Raw genomic sequence first — 23,892 nt, forward strand, 5'->3', positions numbered from 1 at the left:
TCACTCGGCCTTCCAGAGTTCGGGCAAGGCGAGGTCGACGCCGTCGGCCCGCGCCAGCCGCTCGAAGGTGGCCATGGTCGTCCCCAGGTCGTCGAACGGCTTCGGCAGCAGCTTGAGCGGCTTGGACAGCGGGCGCCAGAAGGCGTCCCAGTGGATCGGGCGGACGACGCGCGCGGTGAGCGCGCCGACGGTCTCCCGCCAGTACTGCTCCCGCCACCGCTCGGTCTGCTTTCCCGCTGCTCCGACGCCGAGGTAGACGACGTCCGCGCCGTAGCCGGCCAGCGCGCCGGGCACGAAGTTCGCCGACGCGTGGACCAGCACGTTCCCCGCCGCGTGCGCGATGTGGAACGAGTAGCACCGCCCGGTCTTGAAGGCCTTCGCCCTGGCCGGCAACCGGACCGGCTCGGTGATCGCGCCCGGCACCCGGTCGCCGGCGCTGTGCTCGGCGTCGACCGGCGTCACGGTGAAGGCGCCGAACTCGACGGGCCGGCCCGGCACCAGTTCTTCGAACGGCTCGCCGGCCAGGCCGTAGCCCTCCTGGACCTTCCGGGTCGACGGTGAGCCGGCCAGCGTGGCGCCGGTCAGCTCGGCGACGACCGGCGCGTCGAGGGCGTGGTCGACGTGGGAGTGCGCCACCAGCACGGCGTCGAGTTCCGTGACGCCGAGGCGGTGCAGGGCGTCCTCGATCCGGCGGCGGTCCGGCGCCACGCGCGTCGCCAGCTTCAGCAGGGACGGCCGGGAGAAGAAGCCGTCGACCAGGACGGCCGAACTCCCGTCGGTGACCAGGACGTTCGACACCCCGGCGAACGCCGTGCGCAGTTCGGGCATCATGGCTCCCATGATGGTCATCGGGCTGCTCGGCGGGATGAGCTGGGAGTCGTCCGCGGAGTACTACCGGCTCGTGAACGAGCGGGTGAAGGCCGTCCTCGGCGGGTTCCACTCCGCGCGGACGGTGCTCTACTCGGTCGACTTCGCCGCGATCGAAGCCATGCAGGCCGACGGCCGCTGGGACGACGCCGGGGCCGAGCTGAACCGGGCCGCCAAGGCACTCGAAGCCGCCGGTGCCGACTTCGTCGTGCTCTGCACGAACACCATGCACAAGGTGGCCGGCCAGCTCGAAGCCGGCCTCGGCATCCCGCTGCTGCACCTCGGCGACGCCACCGCCGCGGCCGTCACGGCCGCCGGGATCCGCCGGGTCGGCCTGCTGGGCACCGGGTTCACCATGGGCCAGCCGTTCTACCGCGACCGGCTGGCCGCGCACGGTCTCGACGTGCTCGTCCCGAGCGCCGAAGACCGTGACCTCGTCCACCGGGTGATCTACGACGAGCTGGTGCTCGGCGTCGTCGAACCCGCGTCCCGCGAGGCCTACCGCGGGGTGATCGCGCGGCTGGTCGACGCGGGCGCCGAGGGCGTCATCTACGGCTGCACGGAGATCGAGCTGCTGGTCGGGCCGGAGGACTCCCCGGTGCCGACCTTCCCCACGACCCGCCTGCACGCCGAAGCGGCGGTGGACTACGCGCTGGGCACCACCTCGCTGCCGCTGCCGCCCACGTGAGCCTCGTGCTGCTCGACGACCTGCCGCCACAGCCGCTCGCGCTCCTCGGCCGTGAAGAGCTCCGGGGAGATGCCGAAGACGTCCGAAACGGCCGTCCACCAGTCGCCGGGTGACTCGATCAGCTGCCGTTTGACAACGCCTTCGCCTTCGCCGCGGCTCAAGGTGAGCGCCCGCAGCGTGTCGACGCCGGTGGCGTCCCGGCGCTGGAGCACGCAGACCCGCACGAACCCGGAGTCCGGCGAGGTCGACAGGTCCGCGTGCTTCTCCGCGAAGTCGGCCATCTCCGCGGGGCCGGGCGCGAAGTCCATGCCCGTGAAGCTGCCCGAGGGGTCGTGCTCGAACCGCCAGCCACCCGGCGCCACCTCCGACGGCCGCAGCCGGTAGGTGTGCGGGCCCTGGACGTAGGTGCCTTCCCGTAGGGGCAGCGGCTCGTGCAGGCCGTCGCCCATCCCGGCGTCGACCAGCCACGTCGTCGACGGGGCGTCCGGCAGCCCGGTGACGGTCAGCACCAGGTGGTTCCGGCTCAGGTTCGGCACGTCCCCCGCGTGGCCCTGCACCCCGCCGATGTGCCGCGTGACCCGGTAGCCGAGCGCGCGCAGCAACGCCGAAAAAGCGCCGTTCAGGTGGTAGCAGTACCCGCCGCGGCCCCGCACGATCCGCGCCACCGACGCCGACGGCTCCAGCGGGGTCGGCCGCCCGAGCTGGATCTCCAAGGCCTCGTATGGCACGCGCTCGACCTGCGCCGCGTGCAGCCGCCGCAGCGCGGCTTCGCTCGGCGGTTCCGCGCCGAGGCCGAGCCGCGCCAGGTATCCGGTGACGTCGATGTTCGCCATGCCGGAAACGCTAGCGGCGGGCACCGACAAAAACCCCGGATCAGGGATTTCACCCGAGGCGGGGCCGCCGGAGCGCGACGTAGCCTCGAAGACGTGAGCACTCTGCCCGTGAACCCGGCCCCGGAAACCACCACCGCGACCGACACCGCCAAGCGCGTGCTGCCGCCGAGGCCGAAGGCGGCCGCGCTCGTCGCGCTGTCGTTCACCCTGCTGCTGTACCTGGTGGAGCTGGTGGACGTGATCCTGCCCGGCGACCTGGACCAGGGCGGCATCCACTCGCGGGCGCTGTCCGGTCTGGACGGCGTGCTGTTCGCGCCGGTGCTGCACGCCGGCTGGTCGCACCTCTTCGCGAACACGGTGCCGGTGCTGGTCTTCTCCTTCCTCGCGATGGCCGCGGGGATCGGCCGGTTCGCGCTGGTCACGGGCATCATCTGGGTGGTCTCCGGCCTCGGCGTGTGGCTGGTCGGGCCGTCGGACGCGGTCACCGTCGGCGCGTCCGGGCTGGCCTTCGGCTGGCTCGCCTACCTGCTGGTCCGCGGGCTCTTCAACCGCGCGACCGGGCAGATCCTGATCGCCGTCGTCCTCCTCGGCGTGTGGAGCGGCATGCTCGCCGGGCTGCTGCCGGGCAACCCCGGCGTCTCCTGGCAGGGTCACGTCTTCGGGGCGCTGGCCGGCGTCCTCGCGGCCTGGCTGACGAGCCGCACGGGCAAGTCCCGCGAAGCCGCACCCGCGGCCCCGGGTAACCTCGGGGTGTGATCCCACCGCTCGCTGATGCCCCGATCGGTGTGTTCGATTCCGGCGTCGGCGGGCTGACGGTCGCGCGGGCGATCCTCGAGCAGCTGCCGGCCGAGCAGCTCCGCTACGTCGGCGACACGGCGCACAACCCGTACGGCCCGCTCCCGATCGCCACCGCCCGCAGCTACGCGCTCGCGGCGCTCGACGAGATCGTCGAGAGCGGGGTGAAGGCACTGGTCATCGCCTGCAACACGGCGTCCGCGGCCTGCCTGCGCGACGCGCGCGAGCGCTACGACGTGCCGGTGATCGAGGTCGTCCTGCCCGCCGCGCGCCGCGCCGTCGTCGCCACGCACACCGGCCGGGTCGGGGTGATCGGCACCGAGGGCACCGTGCGGTCCCGTGCCTACGACGACGCGTTCGCCGCCGCCCCCGGCATCACCCTCACCAGCGTCGCCTGCCCGCGGTTCGTGGACTTCGTCGAGCGCGGCATCACGTCCGGGCGGCAGGTGCTCGGGCTCGCGCAGGGCTACCTGCAGCCGCTGCTCGACGCCGAGGTCGACACGCTCGTGCTCGGCTGCACGCACTACCCGCTGCTGCAGGGCGTGCTGCAGATCGTCATGGGCCAGGAGGTCACCCTGGTCAGCAGTGCGGACGAGACCGCGAAGGACCTCGTGCGCGTGCTCACCGAACGGGACCTGCTGACGACCAGGGAGACGCCGCCGCGGCACGAGTTCCTCGCCACCGGCTCGGCCGAGCCGTTCACCCGGCTCGCTCAGCGGTTCATGGGCTTCGCCCCGGGTGTCCTCGCTCCCACCACCGCGTAATCGGCGCTTCGGGCGCTTAGGGTGTCGTCGTGCGACTGACCATCCTCGGGTGCTCCGGCAGCATCCCCGGGCCGAACGCCGCCGCGTCGGGTTACCTGGTCGAGGCCGAGGGCTACCTGCTCGGTCTCGAACTCGGCAACGGCACGCTGGCCCAGCTCCAGGCCGTGGCCGATCCGTTCGACCTCGACGCGCTCGTGCTCACGCACCTCCATCCCGACCACTGCGCCGACGTCAGCGCACTCACCGTCCTGCGGCGCTACCACCCCGCGCCGCCGTACCCGGCGCGCCCGCGCCTGCTGCCGCTGTACGCGCCGCCGGACGCACCGACCCGCTTGGCCAACGCCTACGCGCCCAACGAGACCGAGCGGGCCGTCACCGACCTCTCCGACGTCTACGCCTTCCACCCGCTGCGGCCCGAGCCGTTCCGGATCGGGCCGTTCGAGGTTGTCGCGGTCGAGGTCGACCACCCGACCCCGGCGTACGGCCTGCGGATCTCCTACGGGGGCCGGATCCTCGCGTTCACCGGGGACACCGGGCCGTGCACGGCGCTGAACGAGCTCGCCGACGGCGTCGACCTGCTGCTGGCCGAGGCGTCCTGGACGGACTCGGCCGAGCGGCCGGCGGGCGTGCACCTGTCCGGGAAGCAGGCGGGTGAGCTGGCGCGCGACGCCGGGGTGGGCCGGCTGCTGCTCACGCACATCGCGCCGTGGACCGACGCCGGTGCCGTCCTCGCCGAGGCCTCCGCCGAGTTCCCCGGGGCCGAGGTCGTCAAGCAGGGCGCCGTCTACGACGTCTGAGCGGCGCAGCACCAGCCAGCTCACCAGGCCGAGCGGCAGGATCAGCCAGCAGGACAGCAGCCGGTAGGCGAGCACGGCGGCGGCCGCGGCCGGGTGCGCGGCGCCCGTCGAGACCAGGCCCGCCAGCAGGCTCGCTTCGATCACGCCGATGCCGCCGGGGGTCAGCGGGATCTGCCGGACCACCTGGACGGTGAGGTAGACCCCGGCGAGCTGCGTGACGCTCAGCGGCAGGTCGAACGCCCGCGCCGCGGCGCAGAGGCAGAGCAGGTCGGTGAGCCAGTTCGCGGCGGCCGCGGCGAGGGCGAGCGTCCAGTGCCGCGGGGCGACGTCGCGGGCGGTGGCGAGTGCGTCGAACAGCGGCGCCAGGCGTCCCTTGTGGACCTTCCGCGGCCGCGGCGGACGGCCGGCCAGGAACCAGGTCGCCAGCGCGACGGCGACCAGTGCGGCGGCCGCGGGTCCCGCGCCGAGGTGCAGCAGCCCGCCGGTGACGTACAGCAGGGCGAGCCCGGCGAAGGACAGCAGGCCGGAGAGCACCATGACCGACGTCGCGGCCGCGCGGTCGGCGCCGCCCGCGCGGAACTGGCGGAAGGCGTAGGCGGCCGACACCGCCGAGCCGGCGGGGAGGCTGATCGAGATGGCGGAACGGCTGTAGGACAGCGCGAGCGCGCGGTGCCGGGGCAGCCGGACGCCGAAGGCGATGAGCAGGCGGCGTTGCTGGCGGGCGAACATCGCCATCGAGGCGAACTCGGCGAGTGCGCCGGCCAGCAGCCAGCCGGTGTCGGCGCCGCGCAGCGCGGTGAAGACGTCCGACGGCGCGGGCAGCTTGTCGCGCAGGGTCAGGATCGCGACCGCGCCCACGGCGGCGGTACCCAGGACCTTCAGCACGCGCTTGGCCATCGTCCCACCCCAATTCATCTTGCGATGAATTCTGCGCCCGCGATCACGCGGAAGTCAACGTGTGCTGAATTACGGTGGGCGTGACGCGGTGGCGGCGGCCCGCGCGGCCGGTCCTAGAGTGCTCCCCGTGGCTCGAAAAGATGGCAGGAACGACGACCAGCTCCGTGACATCAAGATCACCCGGGGGTTCCAGCAGTGGCCGGCGGGCTCGGTGCTGATCGAATTCGGCAACACGCGGGTGCTGTGCGCGGCGAGCGTCACCGAAGGGGTCCCGCGCTGGCGGGCCGGCTCCGGCCTCGGCTGGGTGACGGCCGAGTACGCGATGCTGCCGTCCGCGACCAACACGCGGGGTGACCGCGAGTCGGTCAAGGGCCGGATCGGCGGCCGCACACACGAAATCTCCCGGCTGATCGGCCGGTCGCTGCGGGCCTGCATCGACCTGGCGGCGCTGGGCGAGAACACGATCGTCATCGACTGCGACGTCATCCAGGCCGACGGCGGCACCCGCACGGCCGCGGTGACCGGCGGTTACGTGGCGCTGGCCGACGCGATCACGTGGCTGGGCGCGGCGAACCGGCTCAACGACCCGCAGCCGCTGTCGTCCTCGGTGGCCGCGGTGAGCGTCGGCGTGGTCGACGGCCGGGTGCGGCTGGACCTGCCGTACGAGGAGGACTCGCGCGCCGAGGTCGACATGAACGTGGTCGCCACCGACGCGGGCACGCTGATCGAGGTCCAGGGCACCGGCGAGGGCGCGACCTTCGCCCGGTCCACTTTGGACACCATGCTGGACATGGCGCTGGCCGGCTGCGCCGAGCTGACCCGGCTGCAGAACGAAGCCCTGGCGCTGCCGTACCCCGGCGAGCTGCCGGAACCGCGTCCGGACAAGAAGAAGGGCTCGAAGTGACGAAGCTGCTTCTGGCCACTCGCAACGCGAAGAAGCTGGGCGAGCTGCGGCGGATCCTCGAGGCGGAAGGGATTTCCGGCATCGAGGTGCTCGGCCTCGCGGACGTCCCGGAGTTCCCCGAGGCCCCGGAGATCGCGCCCGACTTCGAGGGCAACGCCGTGGCGAAGGCCCGTGACGCGGTCGCCGCGACCGGGCTGCCGTCGATCGCCGACGACTCGGGCATCGCGGTCGACGCGTTGAACGGCATGCCGGGCGTGCTCTCGGCCCGCTGGTCCGGCCGCCACGGCGACGACGAGGCGAACCTGGACCTGGTGCTGGGCCAGCTCGGCGACGTCCCGGACGAGCGCCGCGGAGCCCAGTTCGTCTGCGCGGCGGCGCTGGTGCTGCCCTCCGGCGAGGAGACGCTGGTCCGCGGCGAATGGCGCGGGACCCTGGTCCGCGCACGCCGTGGTACCAACGGCTTCGGGTACGACCCGATCTTCCAGCCGGACGGCGAGAGCCGGACGTCGGCGGAGATGGCACCGGCGGAGAAGGACGCGGTTTCGCACCGGGGCCGCGCGCTCCGGGCGTTGCTCCCGGCGCTGCGCGAACTCGCCGGGAGCTGAAGCCCGGGTCAGGAAGCCAGGCCGAGGTCCCGGAACAGCTTCGCCACGTGGCCGCTCGCCCGGACGTTGTAGAAGGCGTGGGCGATCTTGCCGTCCGCGTCCACGACGAACGTCGAGCGGATGACGCCCATGTACGTCTTGCCGTAGTTCTTCTTCTCGCCGTACACGCCCCACTCGGAGATGACGGTCTTCTCCGGGTCGCCCAGCAGGGGGAACGTCAGCTTCTCGTTCTCGACGAACTTCGCCAGCTTCGCCTGCTTGTCCGGTGAGATGCCGATCACCTGGTAGCCGGCGTCGTTCAGGTCGGCGAGGTTGTCGCGGAAGTCGCAGGCCTGCTTGGTGCAGCCCGGGGTGCTCGCCGCCGGGTAGAAGTACACGACGACGGACTTGCCGCGGAAGTCACGCAGCGACACCTCCTTGCCCTCGCTGTCGGGCAGGGTGAAGTCGGGGGCTTCGTCGCCGGGGGAAAGTCGCTCGGTCATGCTCCCGAGCGTAACGGGCGCCGGGTCAGGCCGGTCCGCAATAGGTGGCCACGGCGGCATCTGCAGCACTCTGGCGGATCTGCAGCCGCAGTTCGGTCTGTTCCTGGGGCACCGCGAAGGCCAGCGTGACGTGCACCGAGCGGCCCGGCAGCACGTCCTTGCCGGCGTCGGCGATGCCGGTGAAGCCCTGGGTCGTGTCCACGACCTGCTTCACGGCGACGCCCGCCGAGGTGGCCGTGACCGTGAGGCCCGAAAGCCGGTACGTCGTCGGGCCGTCGTTGGTCAGCTGGACGTCGAAGGCCGCGCCGCGGGGGCTCTGCGGGTACGCCGACGGGCTGGGGCGGAAGGACTTCGGGGAACCCACGGAGATGGTGACGCCGCCGGCGAACCGGTGGTCGGCGCCGAACTTGAGGTCGTTGCCCGCCTGCGAAGCCGACGCCCCGGCGCCGGCGGGGGAGCCGGCCGCGCCGAGCGCGGCGGTGCCGTCCTTCGCCGAAGGGACCCCGCACGCCACCGCCAGGCAAAGCAGTCCTGAGGTGAACATGATCTTGCACGTGCGCGCGAGCGCCATCGCGGGTACTCCAGTCGGCGGGTCGGGGGTGGCCGTTCGGCAACGGGGGCGTGCCGGGCGAACCCGCTCCACTCTGGCCGTGATCGCGCGGGGTTACGAGGCGCGACGGGGGGTTGTCGCGCACCTGGTGCCGCCCCGTGGCCAATCCGTGACCGGAGTGGCACGGGTGGTGACAATCACTGCCCACATGCCACTTAAACGGCGAGCGCGAACAACAGGATGAAGATCGCCACGCCGACCACCCACGCGGCCATCAACCAGCCGAAATCACGGACCGGATCGACCGCGCGGCTCTCCTCGCCGGGCACGTACACGCCGCGTTCCTCGAACCAGTCGGCCCAGCGGGCGAACCAGCTCAACGGGTTGCGCGACGGCATGCTCCACCTCCGGGAACGGCGTTGCCCGTCACAGTACGGGGTCGGCGGCGAACACCGGAAGGGATGGGGCCGCTCACCGCCTATGACGAGAAATGCCACGCCCGAGTGAACCTCGACGTTGTTCGTGTAGCTCGTTACGCGACGCCGTTGCGCTGCAGGATCGAGACCGCGCGGACGGTCGCGTAGCCGCGCCATTCGAGCGCCGCGGCGGGCGAGTAGCTCGCGAAGTCGACCCGCCAGCCACCGTCGTCCTGCTGCTCGCCCGCGAGCCGCCGCAGTTCGGCGTCGACGACGTCACCGGTGAACAACGCGCGCGCCGGGCGGTCCGGCAGCGGCGCGAAGTCCAGGGCACGCAGGATTTCGCCGTCCGAGCCACCGGCCACCGGGGCGAGACCGTCGTCCGGGACGAAGGGGGCGAGGTGGTCCAGCAGGGCCGCCGCCTCCGGGTGGAGGTCGTGCGCCGCGTCCACGAACTGCACCGCGAACGACAGCGCGATCGCGTGGGGCGCCGCCGAAAGCTCGCGGATCTCGCGGAAGCAGTACCGCGTCGCCGCGGCCAGCCACGGGTGCTCGCGCACCTCCCGGTCGTGGCGGGCGACGCGCAGGGCGACGCCGGCGGCGAACGCCGTGCTGTGCAGCGTGGCCGCCGCCGGATCGGCCTGCACCCAGAAAGGCGCGCAGCCCGCCGGATCCGCCACGGGCCGGGCGAAGGGCAGGCCGCCGTCCGGGGTGGAGACCGAAGCGAGCCAATCGCACAGCCGAGCCGCGTGCGGTGTCGTGTCCGGGGCGAGCTCCTCGAACACCTCGAAGGCGTGGAGGCCGCCGCCGGGCTGGCTCTCGGGTGCCCGCAGGTCCGGTTCGAGGCCCCAGCCGTAGCCGCCGTCGGGGTTGCGGTAGCCGTCGACGGCGGCCAGCACGGCTTCGGCGTTCGTTTCGCCGCGGAGCAGTTCGAAGCGGCGCCGGTCGAGGAGGCGGGCGTGCGTCGCCATGAACGACGCCGCCGCGGACAGGTTCACAGTCATGCGGCCAGCGTGGCACCGGCCGGGGCGGACATCTTGAACGGATCGGCCCTCAGGGCAGCTGCTGCCCGGCGGGTGCGGCCGCCTCACGCAGGCGTGCCGCGTCCTGGCCGGGCGGCGCGCCGAAGAGGCGGCGGTACTCGCGGTTGAACTGCGACGGGCTGTCGTAGCCGACGAGGTGCCCGACGCCCGCGACGTCGCCCGCGTCGGCCAGCAGCAGCGAACGGGCCTCCTGCAGGCGGAGGCGTTTCTGGAACTGCAGCGGGCTCATCGCCGTGACCGCGCGGAAGTGCCGGTGGAACGCCGACGCGCTCAGCCCGGTCAGCCTCGCGAGCTCCTCGACCCGCATCGGCTCGGCGTAGTTCTCGCGGATCCACCGGATCGCCCGGTTGACCAGGGCCAGTCCGCTGTCGGCCAGCCCGATCTGGCGGACCAGGCCGCCGTGCGGGCCGGTCAGCAGCCGCCAGAGGATCTCCCGTTCGATCAGCGGGGCCAGCACGGGCACGTCCGCCGGGTGGTCGAGCAGCCGCAGCAGCCGGACCAGCGCGTCGAGCAGCTCGGGTCCGGCGTCGCCCGTCGCGATCGGCGACGCGGGTGGGGTGCGGGACCAGCGGCCGGGTGGTGCCTCCAGCAGCAGCGGGGCGATCGCCGCGGGCCGCAGGGCCAGTCCCAGGCCCAGCGCCGGCGTGCGCGGCGTGGCGCCGGTGAAGTGGCCGCTGACCGGCAGATCGGTGCTGACCAGCAGGTACTGCCCGGCCCGGTACTCGTGGACCTGCTCGCCGAGCAGCAGGCGCTTGCCGCCCTGCGCCATGACGACCAGCAGTGGCTCGGCCAGCGAGTGGTGCGGCTCGGAAGTCTCCACTTTGGACAGCAGCAGGCCCGGGATCGGCGTCCGCAGGTCCGCGCCGGCGTTGGCGGCGACGAGGTCGCAGAGCTCGGTGAGGGGCTGCACCCGTCCAGGGAAGCACGGCCGCCGGCCGAAGTCGAGAGGATCGTGCAAGAGGCCGCGGCGATCGATCTACCGCGCGAAAGGGGTTTCGCGGTTTCCTGGGTTGGCCGATCCGACACCCAAGGAGCGTTTCATGCCACTCGACCACTACGTCACCCTCGGCCGGTCCGGCCTGCGCGTCAGCCCGTTCGCCCTCGGCGCGATGACCTTCGGGGAGGACCCCGGTGGCGCCGGCTGCGGTGTCGAGGAGTCCGAGAAGATCCTCGCGACCTACCTCGACCTCGGCGGGAACTTCGTCGACACGGCCAACTTCTACACCAACGGCCATTCGGAGAAGATCCTCGGCGACTTCTTCGCTGCGCACCCCGGCCGTCGCGACCACGTCGTGCTGGCGTCGAAGTTCTTCGGCAACATGTTCCCCGGCGACCCGAACGGCGGCGGCGCCGGCCGGGCGTCGATCATCGCGCAGCTCGAGCAGACCCTCCGCCGCCTCGGCACCGACCACCTCGACCTCTACTGGCTGCACAACTGGGACCGCGCCACGCCGATCGAGGAGACCTTGCGGACCCTCGACGACCTCGTGCGCGCGGGCAAGATCCGGTACGTCGGCTTCTCCAACACCCCGGCCTGGGTCACGGCGCAGGCCCAGACGACGGCGGTGCTGCGGGGCTGGACGCCGTTGATCGCCCTGCAGGTCGAGTACTCGCTGCTCGCGCGCACGGTCGAGGGCGAACTCGCGCCGTTCGCGCTCGACCAGGGCCTGGCGCTGGTGCCGTGGAGCCCGCTGAAGAACGGCTTCCTGTCCGGCAAGTACCGGCGCGGTACCGACGTCACCGACTCGGCCCGGGCCGCCTACGTCGGTGGCCCGGGGGAAGAAGAGTTCGCCGTGATCGACGCCGTCGCCGAGATCGCCGACGAACTCGGGACGACGTCCGCCGCGGTGTCGCTGGCGTGGTTGCTGGCCCGCCGCGGAACGGTCGTGCCGATCGTCGGCGCGCGCCGGCTGGAGCACCTGACCGGCAACCTCGCCGGCCTGGACGTCACGCTCACCCCCGCCCACCTCGCCCGGCTGGACTCGGTTTCGGCGCCGTCACTGGACTATCCGGCGCCGATGCACGGCGCCCAGCGCGCGATGCTGCAGTTCGCGGGCGCGACGGTCGACGGTGAACCGTCCACTGTGTACCCGCCGCTGCTGCAGAGCGACGTCCGCTACTGACCGCGCAGGCGGGTCAGGACGTCGTCGAGGCCGTGCCGCACCAGGCTGGGAACGCCGTCGCGCCGCAGACCGGCGAGGAACTGCTCGTTGATGCCGCCGGGCGTCATGTGCTTGCGGGCCAGCTCGTCGAGCGTGCCGGTGTGCCGCGCGAGGGTGCGTCCCAGTTCGCCGTAGACGTGGGTGATGTAGGCGTTCGCATCCTCGGGCGCGACGCCGCGGTCGGTCATCCAGCCCGCGATGGTGGCCAGCTGGTCGAGGTGCGCGGCGAAGGTGGCCGTCGCCGCGCTGAACGCGTCGAGGGCCGGTTCGTCCGCGGGGACGACGACTTCGCCGACGCTGCCGAAGAGGGCGCGGGCGACGGCGTCGTCCGGGTACAGCGCCGTGCGGCTCCCGGCGCGGCTCGCCGTCGGGAGCGGGATGGACCGGACGACCCGTCCGGCCGGCGCGGTCCACTCGCGCAGCTCGGCCAGCGAGACGCCGGCGAGCACGCTCACCACGACCTGGCCGGTGCGGAACTTGAGGTCGGCGAGCACTTCGCGGGCGACCTGCGGGCGCACGGCGATGACGATCGCCTCCGCGCTGTCGAGCACCTCCTGGTTGCTGCCGCACACGCGCGCGTTCGGGAACCGGGCGGCCAGGTCGTGCGCGATCTCGTGGTTGCGCGGGGAAAGGAAGACCGGCGGGGGATCGGCGGCGGCCGTGCCGAGGCCTTCGACGATGGCGGCCGCGATCTCGCCCGTCCCCACGAATCCGTACGACTGCATGGCGAACCCTAACTGCGGAACGTGCGGCGGTAGGTGTCCGGGGGCACGCCGACCGTGCGGCTGAAGTGCCGCCGCAACGTCGTCGCGGTGCCCATGCCGACCGCCTCCGCGATGGTCTCGATCCCGGAATCGGTGTTCTCGAGCAGTTCCTGGGCGCGGCGGATCCGCTGGGTCAGCAGCCACTGCAGGGGCGTCGTGCCGGTCACCGACCGGAAGTGGCGGCCCAGGTGGCGGGAGCTCAGGTTCGCTTGCCTGGCCAGGTCTTCCACCGTCAGCGGCTGGTCGAGCCGCGCGGTGATCCACGGCAGCAGCGAGGCCAGCGGGTGGTCGTCGCGGGTGGGCACCGGTGTCGTGACGAACTGGGCCTGCCCGCCGGCCCGGTGCGGCGGGACGACCAGGCGGCGGGCGACGGCGTTGGCGACCGCCGAGCCGTGGTCGGTGCGGACCAGGTGCAGGCAGAGGTCCATCGCGGCGGCCTTGCCGGCGGAGGTCAGCACGGTGCCGTTGTCGACGTAGAGCACGTCCGGGTCCACCGTGACGCGGGGGTAGCGGGCGGCCAGGACGTCGGTGTGGGCCCAGTGCGTGGTCGCCCGCCGCCCGTCCAGCAGGCCGGCGGCGGCCAGCACGAACGCGCCCGTGCAGAGGGAGGCCACCCGCGCGCCGGCCTCGTGGGCCGCGCGCACGGCGTCGACCAGGTCCGCGGGCGGGGCCGCGTCGACGTCGGCCCAGCCGGGCACGATCACCGTGCCGGCGCGCGCCAGCCGGTCGAGCCCGTGGTCCGGCTCCAGCCGGAACCGGCCGACCTGGACCGCGCCGGAGCCGCAGACGGAGAAGTCGTACCGGGGATTCTCGCCGAAGACCTCGGACGCGATGGTCAGCTCGAAGGAGAGCATCCCGTCGGTGGCGGCCAGCGCGACTGAGGTCATGTCCGAAAGTGTACGCATCGCGGCGTTCCGGACACTGGTGCCGGCGCTCGGCCGTCGTGAGGATGGCTTCATGACTTCGGTACTGGTTTACGGCGCATATGGGCACACTGGCCGCTTCGTGGTGGCCGAGCTGCGCGAACGCGGGCTCGACGTGGTCCTTTCCGGCCGGGACGCGGCGCGGCTGCCGGCCGGGCGGCCGGCCTCCGTCGACGACCCGGCGGCCCTCGACCGCGCGCTCGACGGCGTGGCGGCGGTGATCAACTGCGCGGGACCGTTCGCCGAGACGGCCGGCCCGCTGATCGAGGCGGCCGTGCGCGCCGGCGTCCCGTACGTGGACGTCGCGGCCGAGATCGAGGCCAACGTCGACACGTTCACGCACTTCGCGGACGCGGACACCGTGGTGGTGCCCGCGATGGCGTTCTTCGGCGGCCTCGGTGACCTGCTGGCCACGGCGGCGATGGGCGACTGGACGGCGGCCGACGAGGTGCACGTCGCGTACGGGCTGAGCAGCTGGCACCCGACGCCGGGGACGCGCGCCGCGGGCCGGGTGTCCGGGGAACGCCGGGACGGCAGGCGCGTCCGGTTTTCGGGCGGGCGGCTGGAGTACCACGACGACGCCATGCCGACGCTCGACTGGTCCTTCCCCGCCCCGATGGGCACCCGGCCGGTCCTGGGCGAGTTCACGATGGCCGACGTCGTCACGATCCCGCGTCACCTCGACGTCCCCGCCGTGACCACGTACATGACCGTCGACGCGGCCGGGGACCTGTCGGCGGGCCACGAGCGCGACCGCTCGGCCGAGACGTTCGTGGTCGACGTCAAGGTGCGTTCCGGCGGCGAGGAGCGGCGGATCGTCGCGCGCGGCCAGGACATCTACGCGGTCACCGCGCCGCTCGCGGTGGAGGCGGTGGAGCGCATCCTGAGCGGACGGACGCGCGTGAAGGGCGTCGCGTCGGCGGGGGAGATCTTCGACGCGCCGGACTTCCTGCGGGCGCTGGCACCGCACATCACGGTCGAGTAGCCGCCAGGACGCGGGCCGCGTCGCGGTAGTCGCCCGGCGTCATGGCGTGTTCGCGCCGGAAGGCTTTGGCGAAGGCGAACGCCGACCCGTAGCCGACCGCGGAGGCCACCTGCGCCAGCGGTTTGTCGGTGTCGCGCAGCAGCTGCGTCGCCGCCGTCATCCGCCAGCGGGTCAGGTAGGTCAGCGGGGGTTCGCCGACCAGGGCGGTGAACCGGCGGGCGAACGCGGCCCGCGACAACCCCGCCGCGGCGCCGAGCTGCTCGACGGTCCACGCGCGGGCCGGCTCGCCGTGGATGGCGGCCAGCGCCCGGGCCGTCACCGGGTCGGCGAGCGCGGCCGACCAGCCTCGGCTCGTCTCGCCCAGCCACGCGCGGAGCATGTACACCAGCAGCGCGTCCACCAGCGCCGGCGCCACGACGGCCGCGCCGGGCGGCCGGGTTTCCAGCTCGTCGCCGAGGAGCCCGACCATCGCGCGCAGGCCGGGGTGCCGCCCCGGGACGGCCGGCAGGTGCACCACCTCGGGCAGGTCCCGCAGGAGCGGGTGGGGCCGCTGGCGGCGCAGCCGGTACGCGCCGCACACGATCGTCGCGCGGGCGCCGGCGCCGGGGAGGCAGACGCGGCCGAAGGGCGTGGCCGCCGACGGGCGTTCCGGCCGGAAGTCCGTGAGGGGCGTCCCCGGCGTGGATGTCATGGCGTGCGGTGCGCCGCGGCCGAGCAGGGCGACGTCGCCGGGCCCGAGCTCGACCGGTTCGAAGCCGGGGCCGCCGGGCAGCGGCGTCAGCCAGCAGGAACCCTGCAGCACCACGTGGAACGCGGCCCCGGTGGTGTGGTCGAAGCGCAGGCCCCACGGCGCGTGGGCCTCCGTGTGGGCCGCGACCGGCGTCCCGGCGCGCATGGCCGCCAGCACGTCCGCGAGTACGTCCATCGGCTTCACGATAGCCGTCTTGCCGAACGAGACGGATGGACAATGGAACGCGCTTTTGAGCCATTCACCGTCTCACCGCTGGTGCCTACCGTGGCGTTATGACGATTTGGATCGAAGGAGCGACGGGCAAGGCCGGACGGCGCGTGGTGGCGGCTTTGGCGGCCGCCGGGGTGCCGGTGCGCGCCGCGAGCCGGCACCCCGGCCGGCCGGACGGTCTCGTGACGCCGGTGCGGTTCGACTGGTACGACGAGACGACGTGGGCGCCGTCGGTCGGCGACGCGGACGCGCTGTTCGTCAAGGGGCTGGACAGCGACGACGCCGCCGGCGAGGTCATCCGCCGGTTCATCGGCTCCGCCCCGGCGGTGCGGCACGTGGTGTTCATGTCCGCCGCGGGGGTCGGCTCGGCGCCGGACCACGCCCCGCGCCGGGCGGTGGAGCTGGCGGTGCAGAACTCCGGCAAGCCGTGGACCATCCTGCGGCCCAACTGGTTCATGCAGAACTTCGACGAAGACGAGTGGGTGTTCGCCAGGGCGCTCCGGGAGCGCAACGAGCTGTACGCGGGCAGCGGCGACCACCGCGTCAGCTTCACCGACACCCGCGACCTCGCCGACGCCGCCGTCACGGTCCTGACCGAAACCGGGCACGAGGGCCGCGCCTACACCCTCACCGGACCGGAGTCGATCACCTTCGGCGAGGTGGCGGAGTTGCTGGCCAAGGTGTCCGGCCGCCCGATCCGGCACGTGGCCGCGACCGTCGAGGAGCACCGGGAGCACTTCGCCCGGTCCGGCAGGCCCGACGCCTGGGTCGAGCACATGCTGGACCTGTTCAAGCTGGTCCGGGCCGGGGTGTCCGCGCCGGTCACCGACGACTTCCAGCGGCTGACCGGGAAGGCGCCACGCACGCTGGCGGCGTACGCCGAGGAGCGGTGGCTGAGCTAGGGCACCAGGGCCAGCTTGCCCACGGTGGCGCGCCCTTCCAGGTCCGCGAGTGCCTTCGGTCCCTCGGCCAGGTCGTAGGTGGTGGGCCGGCCGGGGCCGAGGACGCCGTCCGCGAGGAGGCCGGACAGCTCGCCCATGACCTCGCCGAAGATCCGGGGCGCGGCTTGGGCCAGGACGCCGATGTTCAGGCCGATGACGTGGACCTGGTGCCGGTAGACCAGGTCCCGGTTGGTGAGCCCGGCTTCCCCGCCGGCGACGCCGTAGACGACGACCCGGCCGGTGACGCGCTTGGCCGCGCCCAGGCTGGCTTCGAAGGTGGCACCGCCCGCCGACTCCAGCACCAGGTCGGCGCCCGCGCCGCCGGTCAGCCGCCGGACGTCGGCGGCGAGGTCGCCGCCGCGGGAGTCGAGGACGTGGTCGGCGCCCAGTGCCCGGACGACGTCGTGCTTGCCGGGCGAGGCCGTGGCGATCACCGTCGCGCCGTGGTGCTTGGCCACCTTCACGGCGGCCTGGCCGGTTCCGCCGGCCGCGGCGTGGACGAGCACGGTCTGCCCGGCGGTGAGGCCGCCCAGTGGTCCGAGCGCGGCGAGCGCGGTGGGCCAGTTCACGACCAGGCCCAGCGCTTGTTCGTCGGCCCAGCCCGCCGGCACCGGCAGCGCGGCGGCCGCCGGGAGCACGAGGTACTCGGCGAAGGCGCCGCCCGTGATGGCGGTGCCGACGACGTGGGTGCCGGGCGCGAGGCCGGTCACGCCCTCGCCGACGGCGGTGACCTCGCCGGCGCCCTCGATGCCCGCCAGGTACGGCGGCCGGGGGCCGCCGGCGAACGTGCCACGGGCCTGCGAGACGTCGACGAAGTTGACGCCCGCGGCGGTGACCTTGATCAGGACTTCGCCCGGCCCCGGGCTCGGGACCGGCGCGTCGGTGATCAGGCGGAGGGTCTCGCGGGCCGTCCAGTGACGTCTGCTGGAGGGCGCGCATGGTGGCAGGACGGCTCATGGCGATCGCTTCCTTTGTTTATCGAACGACCAACAAACAGTGTCACGGCTGTTCGGCGGCGGTCAAGGTAAACTTGATCGAACGACAAACAAGGAGTTGACCGGTGGCTGCACGCGGCAGACCGCGCACCTTCGACCCGGACACGGCGCTGCGACAGGCGCTCGAGGTGTTCTGGGAGCGCGGTTACGAGGGAACGTCGCTCAACGACCTGGCCGGGGTCATGGGGATCGCCTCGGCCAGCATCTACGCCTGCTTCGGCAGCAAGGAAGAGCTGTTCCGCCAGGTGATGGCGCTCTACGGCAAGACGTCGGGAGAGCCGCCCCGGCGTGCGCTGCGCGACGAGCCGACGGCCCGCGCCGCGGTCCACGCGATGCTGCGCGCCACCGCCGACGAGGTCACGCGCCCGGACGCACCGCACTACTGCATGCTCGTCCTGGCCGCGCCGACGGGCGCGGTGGAGAACCACGCGATCCGCGAGTTCCTGACCGACCTCAGACGCGACCAGCTGGCGACGATCGAGGCCCGCCTGGTCCGAGGCGCCGCGGACGGCGACCTCCCGCTCCCCCCGGCCAGTCTGGGCGCGATGGCCCGCTACTACGCGACGGTGGTGCAGGGCCTGTCGATCCAAGCCCGCGACGGCGCGACCCGCGCAGAGCTGGAGACGGTGATCACGTGCGCAATGGCCGGCTGGGACGCACTCGCGGCCGAGTCGTAACGTCGGCAGCGCTACGCCGGGCGCGCCTCACCCACCGGAACGTCCGATCGACGGGTGACCACGACGGGGGTCCGAGGCGGAGCCCGCCGGGCGGGGTCTGGGGGTTGCACCCCCGGAAGCAATGACGAGCCAGCCCCGGCGCAGGAGCGAAGCGCCGAGCAAGGAAGGCGTAGCGAGTGGGCCCGGAGAGACTCGAACTCTCACTGGCACGGACCTAAACCGTGTGCCTCTGCCAATTGGGCTACGGGCCCTCAGCCTTCGGAAGCGTAGCGTGCTGCGGGGTTCGCCACGCCGGGCGTGGCCGGTGCGGGTGGCCGGGGGCGGGCCAGCTAACGTGGGCCGCCTGGAGTCCCTTGCGGCGAGGAGGACACGTGGCCCGCGATCCCGAGACGATCGAGCGTGAGATCGAGCAGGCTAGGACCGCTTTGGCGGCGACGCTCGACCAGCTGACCGTCAAGGCCGACCCGAAGAAGCTCGCGGACGCGGCGAAGGACGGCGTGCGCGCCAAGCTGGACAACCCCAAGGTCAAGTTCCCGCTGATCGGTGCGGGTGTCCTCGTGCTCGTCCTGCTGGTGCGCAAGCTCCTCAAGTAGCGCTCAGGCGCGGGCCTGCTTCGCCGGGGTTTTGCTCTCGGCGGCAGGCGCCGCGTCGGCGGGGGCCTTGCGGTCCTCGACGGCCTTCGGGAGCTGCTTGCTCGGCGGCAGCCCCGGCTTCTTCTCCGTGGCCGGCTCGGTGGTCTGCTGCTTCGGCACGCTGCCGGGCGGCGGGACCTCGAGCGGCGGGAGCTTCGGGAGCGTCAGCCGGGCGGTCATGTAGGCGCTGGTGAACTCCAGCGCGCTGCCGTTGAGCAGGTGCACCACCGTGGCCTTGCCGTCACCGCCGAGCTGCTCGACCAGCTGGTCCGCTCGGTCGCGCGCGGCGATGATCCCGGGCGCCCGGGCGGTCAGCTCCTTGCCGTGGCCGCTGACTGTGATCGCCCAGTCCGCGTCCTCCTGGACGTACGTCGCCGTGATCGCTTCCACCATCTGCCTCACGCCCCTCTCCTCCACCAGCATGCTTTACACAACCGTGACGCGGCCACCGCATTCCCATGACGCAGCTTTCGGGAGATGTGGCCGGTGCCGCCTCGGGTCGCGAAAGTCCAGCACACTTTCTACCGCGTCCTCGATACCGTAGAGCAACTCTGTGTCACAGGACACGACAGCGCTGAGTAACGACCGAATGGCCTAATGCACTTGCAGGCTACCGTGCACGGTGCCGGAGGCCGGTCCAGAGCACGTCCATGGCGTATTCGGTGGCCATCTCGGGGCTCACTTCCTCGTGCCGCTCGCACCAGATCGCGAGCCGTTCGCAGGCTCCGACCACGAATTCCGCGGCCGCCTCGGCCCTGAGCTCGTCCCCGCTGTCGAAGTAGCCGCTCATCAGGGCGGCGATCAGGTCGGTCTGCTGGCGGCGGGTCTCCTCGACCTCGTCGGCGGCGGGCGTGCCGATCAGCGCCATCTCGTGCCGCAGCAGCGACCACGCTTCGCGCCGCTCCCGGATGAAGACGAAGAACGCCAGCAGGCCGCGGCGCAGTGCGTCCTCGGCGCCGGCCGCGCCGACGGTCGCCTGCTCGGTGACCTCGCGCAGCACCGCCCGCGACTGCCGGATGCACGCGAGCAGCAGACCCTCTTTCGAGTTGAAGTACTCGTAGAGCATCGGCTTCGAGACGCCCACCAGTTCGGCGATCTCGTCCATCGACGCCGCCGCGTAGCCGCGCTCCGAAAAGACCTGCTCGGCGACCTCGATCATCTGCCGCATCCGCTCGGCCCGGGGCATGCGCTTGCGCTTGGCGGTGGTCACGAGCAACACTCTACCGCTAGTAACCTACTCCAAGTAAGATGGACGACGAGTAACAGGCAACCGGGAGGCGCGATGGGCAACCGCACGGAGACCGGGGTCGTCATCGTCGGGACCGGGTTCTCCGGTCTCGGCATGGCGATCCAGCTGCGCAAGGAGGGGCGCGACGACTTCGTCATCCTCGAGAAGGCGGACGACGTCGGCGGCACCTGGCGGGACAACAGCTACCCGGGGTGCGCCTGCGACATCCCGTCGCACATGTACTCGTTCTCCTTCGAGCAGAACCCCGGCTGGTCGCGGGCCTATTCACCGCAGCCGGAGATCTGGCGGTACATGCGCGAGGTCGCCGACAAGCACGACCTGCGCCGCTTCGTCCGGTTCGGCCAGGAGATGACCGGCGCCCGCTGGGACGCCGAGGAAAACCGGTGGCACGTCGCCACGAGGGGCGGCGACGAGTTCGTCGGGTCCGCGCTGGTCGCCGGGGTCGGTGCCCTGCACCTGCCGCAGATCCCGGAGCTGCCCGGGATCGAGAAGTTCGAGGGCCCGGCGTTCCACTCCGCGCGGTGGCGGCACGACGTCGACCTCGCCGGCAAGAAGGTCGCGGTGATCGGCACCGGCGCCAGCGCGGTCCAGTTCGTCCCGAAGATCGCGCCGGAGGTGGAGGAGCTGACGCTCTTCCAGCGCACGCCGCCGTGGATCATGCCGAAGGCCGACCACGAGATGTCCGGGCGGACCCGGGCGCTGTTCAAGGCGTTCCCGCCGGCCCAGCGCGCCTACCGCAACCTGCTGTACTGGATGCTCGAAGCCCGCGCGATCGGCTTCAACGGCCAGTCGTGGGTGATGAAGGTCGGGCAGCGGCTCGCGAAGCGCAACATCGACCGGGCGATCCAGGACCCGGCGCTGCGGCGCAAGGTCACCCCGGACTACACCATGGGCTGCAAGCGCGTGCTGATCTCCAACGACTACTACCCGGCGCTGGCCCGGGACAACGTCGAGGTCGTGACCGAGGGCGTGCGTGAGGTCCGCGAGCACAGCGTCGTCGACGCCGCGGGTGTCGAGCACGAGGCCGACGTCATCGTCTACGGCACCGGCTTCCACGTCACCGACGCCTTCGACGACCTGGAGATCGTCGGCCGCGACGGGCGCAACCTCGGCAAGGAGTGGGCGACCGAGGGGATGCGGACGCACCTCGGGATCACCGTCGCCGGCTTCCCGAACCTGTTCTTCCTGCTCGGCCCGAACACCGGCCTCGGGCACAACTCGGTCGTGTTCATGATCGAGGCCCAGATCTCCTACGTCGCCGAAGCGCTGCGCCTGGCCGCCGGGAAGGCCATCGAGCCGAAGCCCGAGGTGCAGGAGCGGTTCAACGCCGACATCCAGCGCAAACTGGCGAAGGGCATCTGGACGCGCGGGGGCTGCAAGAGCTGGTACCTGGACGCGAAGGGCGTCAACCGGACGATCTGGCCGGGCTTCACCTGGCGCTACTGGCTGGACACGCGGAAGGTGCGGCGCGAGGACTTCCTGGTCGGCTGACCGGCATCGCCCCTCACCGGCACCCGGCGCCGGTGAGGGGACCGGTCAGCGGGAGACGTAACGGCGGAGGCGGGCGATCAGGTCCACGGTCGGCAGCTCGCACAGCTCGGCCATCCGCTCCAGCGCCGGCAGGTCGAGCGCGACCTCGGCGGCACCGTGCTCGCCGCCCTGCCGCAGGCGGTCCTCGGCCCAGCGGCGCAGGGGGAGGAGCTCGGCCGAGGCGTCGGCGACGACCTTGCGCAGGTCGACGCGGACCCGGCCGGGCTCGTCGACGAACACCCGGCGGTGCACCTTGGCCAGCAGGTCCTGGGGCAGCTCGTCCATCGCGACGCACAGCTCCACCAGGCGCACCACGGAACACTGCCGGGTACCCAGTTCGTAGGTGGCCAGCGTCTGCAGCGAAATTTCGCTCTGCAGGTGCTGGTTCAGCTCCTTGCGCGTCCACCCTCGGCTGCGCCGGAGCTTGCGGAGCTCGTCTCCGAGAATCCGCTGATAGTCCTCAGCGTCGATCAGCACATCAATGTCCCCTGCCGTGCTCTCCCGCGGCACCCGAACGACGGTGACAATTCCCGTGCAGGTGCACCCTCACGTGTATGTAAGTGCGCAGGAGCCCGGCCCTTACGCGAATTCGGGCATGTCTTTGATACCGATTGCTTGAGTTAGGCCGAACGGGTTAACGGCAGCTCGCCGACCGGCTCAGTTGACGCAGGGAACACCCTCGGCGGTGATCGGCTTCTCCTCGTCGGAGGCCGGCGGCGCGGCGGCCTGCGACGTCGGGGCGGCGGCCGCTCCGGCGCCGCTGCTGGAGCTGGCGTTCGAGCTGGCGGCCTGGTAGTCGGCGCCGAGGAACACCATCACGTGCCCCGCCTGGACGCTCTTGTCCTCCTGGATCGTCGGCGAGCCGCCGAGCGCGTCGGCGACGGCCTGGCCGGTGTCCTTGCCGCCCTTCGGCACCCAGATCACCGTGGTCTTGCGCGCGGTCGCGTTCGCCGTGTCGCCGGAGGTGAAGCCCTTGCCTTCGAGGGTCTTGGCGACGCTCGCGGCCAGGCCGGTGCGGCCGGAGGCGTTGCGGACGTCGACCGTGGTCGCCTTGTTCGCGGGGTCGGCCTGCTCCGCCGGCGGCGCCGACTGGCCCGGCTGCGGCCCGGCGAGGCCCTGCACGAACTGCTTCACCTCGGTGGGGTCGACCTGGATGGCGACGCCGTCCTCGGGGGTCTTGTACTCGATGTTCTTCACCGGGATGGTGCGGAACTCCAGCTGGCCGCCGGTCAGGCCCTTCATCTGCTGGGCGAACCCGAAGATGTCCCAGTTCTGGTTGAGCACGACCGACTTCTTGATCGCCTCGATCAGGTCGTTGAGCTTGGTCGGGCTGGTCAGCGTGCCCGCCGACAGCACCTTGCGCGCCATGCCGGCCATGAACACCTGCTGGCGGACGACCCGGTCGAGGTCGCCGTTCGGCAGGCCGTGGCGCTGCCGGACGAACTCGAGGGCCTCGACACCGGAGATCGTGTGCTGGCCTTTGGTGAAGTTCGCGCCGGAGTACTGGTCCTTGACGTTGTTGTTCAGGCAGACGTCGACGCCGCCGATGGCCTTGGTGATCTCGCTGAAGCCGAGCAGGTTGACCGCGGCGTAGTTGTCGATGGTCGACCCGGTGAGCTTCTCCACGGTCTCGATGAGCTCCTTCGCCCCGGCCTGGTTGGCCTTGACGTCGAGCTCCTTCGGGTCCGTGACGCCCTGTTTCTGCAGGTCCTTGCGGGCCGACAGCATCGCCCGCGCGTACGCCGAGTTGATCTTGTGCTTGCCGTAGCCGCCGGGGATGTCGACGTAGGTGTCGCGGGGCAGCGAGATCGCGACGGCCTTGCTGCCGTCGTTCGGGATGTGCACGAAGATCAGCGAGTCGGTGTTGAGCTCGCCGTCGGCCTCGCCGGCGCGCAGCTCGTCGAGCACCTCGCGGGACAGCGGGTTGCCCTGGGCGTCGGTGCGGCTGTCGAGGCCGACCAGCAGGATGTCGCGGGCGCCGTCGGCGGGCTTGTCGCCACCGCCGCCGTCGCTGAGCACGTTCGCGTAGTTCAGCCCGTTGACCAGGCCCTGCATGGCCGCCCACGCGTACCCGGTCAGGCCCATCACCAGCAGCGAAACGACGGCCAGCGCGATCTTCGCGCCTCGGAAGGAGTTGCGGCCGCCCCGCGGGGCCGGGCGCGGCTGGGGACGGCGGGGCGCCGGGTCGCCACGGCGCGCGTCCGCCGGCTCGCGGCGGGGTGCGGGGCGCCGCGGCGGCGGGGTGCCGCGCCGGGCGTCGCCCCGGCCTGGCTCGTCCTGCCAGGGCCGGGCGGGGCGGCGGTCGCCTTGCCCGTTCCGAGGCGGGTGATCCACGCGGGCGACTCCTCACTCCATCGATCGGGTGGTGCTAGGGGTTGGGACGCATGGTGCCGTCCCCGGGTTGCCGTAGCGTTACACATCCCCCCACGAAT

General features: G+C 72.4%; 27 protein-coding genes, 1 tRNA gene and 1 pseudogene. 12 read left to right on the top strand and 17 right to left on the bottom strand.

Annotated elements, in window-relative coordinates:
• Complete coding sequence (locus ACH54P_RS38300) at window positions 1-849, bottom strand: MBL fold metallo-hydrolase (RefSeq protein ID WP_489908169.1); 849 nt, start codon at window positions 847-849, stop codon at window positions 1-3.
• Between ACH54P_RS38300 and ACH54P_RS38305 the strand changes: the two genes are divergently transcribed.
• Entirely contained in the window at window positions 839-1,555 is a 717-nt protein-coding gene (locus ACH54P_RS38305; protein WP_489908170.1) for an aspartate/glutamate racemase family protein, read from the top strand. The two genes, ACH54P_RS38300 and ACH54P_RS38305, sit on opposite strands and share 11 nt — an antisense overlap.
• Here the strand turns inward: ACH54P_RS38305 and ACH54P_RS38310 are convergent.
• Window positions 1,513-2,388: an arylamine N-acetyltransferase family protein gene (locus ACH54P_RS38310; RefSeq protein ID WP_489908171.1), complete on the bottom strand. Its 876-nt coding sequence runs from the start codon at window positions 2,386-2,388 to the stop codon at window positions 1,513-1,515. The genes ACH54P_RS38305 and ACH54P_RS38310 overlap by 43 nt on opposite strands.
• A gap of 93 nt (window positions 2,389-2,481) precedes the next feature.
• Here ACH54P_RS38310 and ACH54P_RS38315 point away from each other — a divergent pair, with 93 nt between their 5' ends.
• The 3 genes from ACH54P_RS38315 to ACH54P_RS38325 are packed head-to-tail and all read left to right on the top strand — an operon-like array spanning window position 2,482 to window position 4,744.
• Window positions 2,482-3,144: a rhomboid family intramembrane serine protease gene (locus ACH54P_RS38315; RefSeq protein WP_489908172.1), complete on the top strand. Its 663-nt coding sequence runs from the start codon at window positions 2,482-2,484 to the stop codon at window positions 3,142-3,144.
• Window positions 3,141-3,947 carry a glutamate racemase gene (gene murI, locus ACH54P_RS38320; protein ID WP_489908173.1) on the top strand — a complete coding sequence of 269 codons (807 nt, stop codon included), beginning with the start codon at window positions 3,141-3,143 and terminating at the stop codon, window positions 3,945-3,947. Before ACH54P_RS38315 ends, murI begins: the two co-directional genes overlap by 4 nt.
• Window positions 3,948-3,976: 29 nt before the next feature.
• Entirely contained in the window at window positions 3,977-4,744 is a 768-nt protein-coding gene (locus ACH54P_RS38325) for an MBL fold metallo-hydrolase (RefSeq protein WP_489916875.1), read from the top strand.
• A gap of 39 nt (window positions 4,745-4,783) precedes the next feature.
• Here the strand turns inward: ACH54P_RS38325 and ACH54P_RS38330 are convergent.
• Window positions 4,784-5,659, bottom strand: a pseudogene (locus ACH54P_RS38330) (lysylphosphatidylglycerol synthase transmembrane domain-containing protein); the annotation flags it as partial.
• A 109-nt stretch (window positions 5,660-5,768) separates the two neighbouring features.
• Between ACH54P_RS38330 and rph the strand changes: the two are divergent.
• Together rph and rdgB are read left to right on the top strand one after the other, a co-directional pair.
• On the top strand, window positions 5,769-6,545 hold the full coding sequence (gene rph / locus ACH54P_RS38335) for a ribonuclease PH (RefSeq protein ID WP_093948149.1): 777 nt from the start codon (window positions 5,769-5,771) through the stop codon (window positions 6,543-6,545).
• Window positions 6,542-7,150, top strand: a complete 609-nt coding sequence (rdgB, locus tag ACH54P_RS38340) for an RdgB/HAM1 family non-canonical purine NTP pyrophosphatase (RefSeq protein ID WP_489908174.1) — start codon at window positions 6,542-6,544, stop codon at window positions 7,148-7,150. Before rph ends, rdgB begins: the two co-directional genes overlap by 4 nt.
• 8 nt (window positions 7,151-7,158) lie before the next feature.
• On the opposite strand, the gene bcp is transcribed toward rdgB, so the two are convergent.
• The 5 genes from bcp to ACH54P_RS38365 form a co-directional block, all read right to left on the bottom strand.
• Entirely contained in the window at window positions 7,159-7,632 is a 474-nt protein-coding gene (gene bcp / locus ACH54P_RS38345; protein WP_489908175.1) for a thioredoxin-dependent thiol peroxidase, read from the bottom strand.
• A 25-nt stretch (window positions 7,633-7,657) separates the two neighbouring features.
• Window positions 7,658-8,203, bottom strand: a complete 546-nt coding sequence (locus tag ACH54P_RS38350) for a hypothetical protein (RefSeq protein ID WP_489908176.1) — start codon at window positions 8,201-8,203, stop codon at window positions 7,658-7,660.
• A gap of 194 nt (window positions 8,204-8,397) precedes the next feature.
• Window positions 8,398-8,580, bottom strand: coding sequence for a hypothetical protein (locus ACH54P_RS38355; protein WP_489908177.1), 183 nt, complete (start codon window positions 8,578-8,580; stop codon window positions 8,398-8,400).
• 134 nt (window positions 8,581-8,714) lie between these two features.
• Window positions 8,715-9,602 (bottom strand): hypothetical protein, encoded by an 888-nt coding sequence (locus ACH54P_RS38360; protein WP_489908178.1) that lies wholly within the window; start codon window positions 9,600-9,602, stop codon window positions 8,715-8,717.
• A 49-nt stretch (window positions 9,603-9,651) separates the two neighbouring features.
• The gene (locus ACH54P_RS38365) at window positions 9,652-10,551 is read right to left on the bottom strand and encodes an AraC family transcriptional regulator (protein ID WP_489908179.1); all 900 of its coding nucleotides are present in this window, start codon (window positions 10,549-10,551) and stop codon (window positions 9,652-9,654) included.
• A 130-nt stretch (window positions 10,552-10,681) separates the two neighbouring features.
• On the opposite strand from ACH54P_RS38365, the gene ACH54P_RS38370 reads away from it, so the two are divergent.
• Window positions 10,682-11,764, top strand: coding sequence for an aldo/keto reductase (locus ACH54P_RS38370; RefSeq protein ID WP_489908180.1), 1,083 nt, complete (start codon window positions 10,682-10,684; stop codon window positions 11,762-11,764).
• Here the strand turns inward: ACH54P_RS38370 and ACH54P_RS38375 are convergent.
• On the bottom strand, window positions 11,758-12,528 hold the full coding sequence (locus tag ACH54P_RS38375) for an NAD(P)-binding domain-containing protein (protein WP_489908181.1): 771 nt from the start codon (window positions 12,526-12,528) through the stop codon (window positions 11,758-11,760). The two genes, ACH54P_RS38370 and ACH54P_RS38375, sit on opposite strands and share 7 nt — an antisense overlap.
• Window positions 12,529-12,536: 8 nt before the next feature.
• Window positions 12,537-13,454, bottom strand: a complete 918-nt coding sequence (locus ACH54P_RS38380) for a helix-turn-helix domain-containing protein (protein WP_489908182.1) — start codon at window positions 13,452-13,454, stop codon at window positions 12,537-12,539.
• A 70-nt stretch (window positions 13,455-13,524) separates the two neighbouring features.
• On the opposite strand from ACH54P_RS38380, the gene ACH54P_RS38385 reads away from it, so the two are divergent.
• A complete protein-coding gene (locus ACH54P_RS38385) occupies window positions 13,525-14,475 on the top strand; it encodes a saccharopine dehydrogenase NADP-binding domain-containing protein (protein WP_489916877.1) in 951 nt (316 codons plus the stop codon).
• On the opposite strand, the gene ACH54P_RS38390 is transcribed toward ACH54P_RS38385, so the two are convergent.
• Complete coding sequence (locus ACH54P_RS38390; RefSeq protein WP_489908183.1) at window positions 14,462-15,400, bottom strand: AraC family transcriptional regulator; 939 nt, start codon at window positions 15,398-15,400, stop codon at window positions 14,462-14,464. The two genes, ACH54P_RS38385 and ACH54P_RS38390, sit on opposite strands and share 14 nt — an antisense overlap.
• Before the next feature lie 98 nt (window positions 15,401-15,498).
• On the opposite strand from ACH54P_RS38390, the gene ACH54P_RS38395 reads away from it, so the two are divergent.
• Window positions 15,499-16,338, top strand: coding sequence for an NAD(P)H-binding protein (locus ACH54P_RS38395; RefSeq protein WP_489908184.1), 840 nt, complete (start codon window positions 15,499-15,501; stop codon window positions 16,336-16,338).
• Here ACH54P_RS38395 and ACH54P_RS38400 read toward each other — a convergent pair.
• The gene (locus tag ACH54P_RS38400) at window positions 16,335-17,324 is read right to left on the bottom strand and encodes a zinc-binding dehydrogenase (RefSeq protein ID WP_489916879.1); all 990 of its coding nucleotides are present in this window, start codon (window positions 17,322-17,324) and stop codon (window positions 16,335-16,337) included. The genes ACH54P_RS38395 and ACH54P_RS38400 overlap by 4 nt on opposite strands.
• 113 nt (window positions 17,325-17,437) lie before the next feature.
• On the opposite strand from ACH54P_RS38400, the gene ACH54P_RS38405 reads away from it, so the two are divergent.
• Window positions 17,438-18,049: a TetR/AcrR family transcriptional regulator gene (locus ACH54P_RS38405; RefSeq protein WP_489908185.1), complete on the top strand. Its 612-nt coding sequence runs from the start codon at window positions 17,438-17,440 to the stop codon at window positions 18,047-18,049.
• Between the two features lie 177 nt (window positions 18,050-18,226).
• Here ACH54P_RS38405 and ACH54P_RS38410 read toward each other — a convergent pair.
• A tRNA-Leu gene (locus ACH54P_RS38410) sits at window positions 18,227-18,300 on the bottom strand.
• A 120-nt stretch (window positions 18,301-18,420) separates the two neighbouring features.
• Here ACH54P_RS38410 and ACH54P_RS38415 point away from each other — a divergent pair.
• Window positions 18,421-18,642 carry a DUF3618 domain-containing protein gene (locus ACH54P_RS38415; protein WP_004559246.1) on the top strand — a complete coding sequence of 74 codons (222 nt, stop codon included), beginning with the start codon at window positions 18,421-18,423 and terminating at the stop codon, window positions 18,640-18,642.
• A gap of 3 nt (window positions 18,643-18,645) precedes the next feature.
• Here the strand turns inward: ACH54P_RS38415 and ACH54P_RS38420 are convergent, their stop codons facing one another.
• Together ACH54P_RS38420 and ACH54P_RS38425 are read right to left on the bottom strand one after the other, a co-directional pair.
• On the bottom strand, window positions 18,646-19,074 hold the full coding sequence (locus ACH54P_RS38420; protein ID WP_489916881.1) for a hypothetical protein: 429 nt from the start codon (window positions 19,072-19,074) through the stop codon (window positions 18,646-18,648).
• Between the two features lie 217 nt (window positions 19,075-19,291).
• The gene (locus ACH54P_RS38425) at window positions 19,292-19,849 is read right to left on the bottom strand and encodes a TetR/AcrR family transcriptional regulator (RefSeq protein ID WP_489916883.1); all 558 of its coding nucleotides are present in this window, start codon (window positions 19,847-19,849) and stop codon (window positions 19,292-19,294) included.
• Between the two features lie 114 nt (window positions 19,850-19,963).
• Between ACH54P_RS38425 and ACH54P_RS38430 the strand changes: the two genes are divergently transcribed.
• Complete coding sequence (locus ACH54P_RS38430; protein WP_489908186.1) at window positions 19,964-21,421, top strand: flavin-containing monooxygenase; 1,458 nt, start codon at window positions 19,964-19,966, stop codon at window positions 21,419-21,421.
• A gap of 45 nt (window positions 21,422-21,466) precedes the next feature.
• Here ACH54P_RS38430 and ACH54P_RS38435 read toward each other — a convergent pair whose 3' ends face one another.
• The gene (locus ACH54P_RS38435) at window positions 21,467-21,937 is read right to left on the bottom strand and encodes a helix-turn-helix domain-containing protein (protein WP_489908187.1); all 471 of its coding nucleotides are present in this window, start codon (window positions 21,935-21,937) and stop codon (window positions 21,467-21,469) included.
• 180 nt (window positions 21,938-22,117) lie between these two features.
• Window positions 22,118-23,794: an LCP family protein gene (locus ACH54P_RS38440; RefSeq protein WP_489908188.1), complete on the bottom strand. Its 1,677-nt coding sequence runs from the start codon at window positions 23,792-23,794 to the stop codon at window positions 22,118-22,120.
• Window positions 23,795-23,892 lie beyond the last annotated feature (98 nt).

This window comes from Amycolatopsis sp. N2S4-7 (assembly GCF_058119595.1).